This window comes from Paenibacillus zanthoxyli JH29, from assembly GCF_000520715.1.
Taxonomy (GTDB): domain Bacteria; phylum Bacillota; class Bacilli; order Paenibacillales; family Paenibacillaceae; genus Paenibacillus_AQ; species Paenibacillus_AQ zanthoxyli.
In genome coordinates this window covers 1-642 of the sequence record NZ_ASSD01000115.1, presented here as the reverse complement: position 1 = coordinate 642, position 642 = coordinate 1, and the positions used below count along the sequence as shown (strand labels likewise).

Annotated in this window: 2 pseudogenes; both read right to left on the bottom strand. The window is 61.2% G+C overall.

The features are described from left to right. Positions 1–163, bottom strand: a pseudogene (locus tag L691_RS31780) (aminomethyl-transferring glycine dehydrogenase subunit GcvPB); the annotation flags it as partial. Further along, positions 160–642 (bottom strand): annotated as a pseudogene (locus tag L691_RS0104660) (glycine dehydrogenase); the annotation flags it as partial. The pseudogenes L691_RS0104660 and L691_RS31780, both read right to left, overlap by 4 nt.

Genomic DNA, 642 nt, shown 5'->3' with positions numbered 1-642 from the left:
CCACTTCGGACACTTCCGGAAGCGCGGCGGGTTCGCTCCGCAACAGCTCGGCGGGAATCAGCGCATCCAGGCCTTCCTCTGCTAGCACATCGCATTCCGGCAGGGAGTAGGCAGCGCGTCCGGGACGGCTCAGTTCAAAGATAAGGCTTTGTTCCGGTTTCATAAACAGCCCACCAGTACGCTTGCAAATTCGTCGATTTCACTCTTGCTCCGTTTCTCCGTGACGGCAATCAGCATATGGCCGGAAAGCTCCGGGTAGTCCTTGCCGAGATCATAGCCGCCGAGGAAGCCTTTCCCGAGCAGCTTGGCGTTAACCGCCCCAGGATCGCTGCCCTCCGGCAGCTTCAGCACGAATTCGTTGAAGAACGGGGAGCCGAAGGCAACCTGAACGCCCTGGATGGCTCCAAGACGAGCGGCGGCGTAATGGCTCTTGCGGATATTCAATCCGCCGACCTCGCGCATGCCTTCCTTGCCCATGACGGACAGGTAGACGGAAGCGCAAAGCGCCAGCAGCGCCTGATTGGAGCAGATATTCGACGTCGCCTTCTCGCGGCGGATATGCTGCTCGCGGGCTTGAAGCGTCAGCACGAAGCCGCGCTTGCCGCTGCGGTCGACCGTCTGGCCGACGATGCGGCCGGGAAT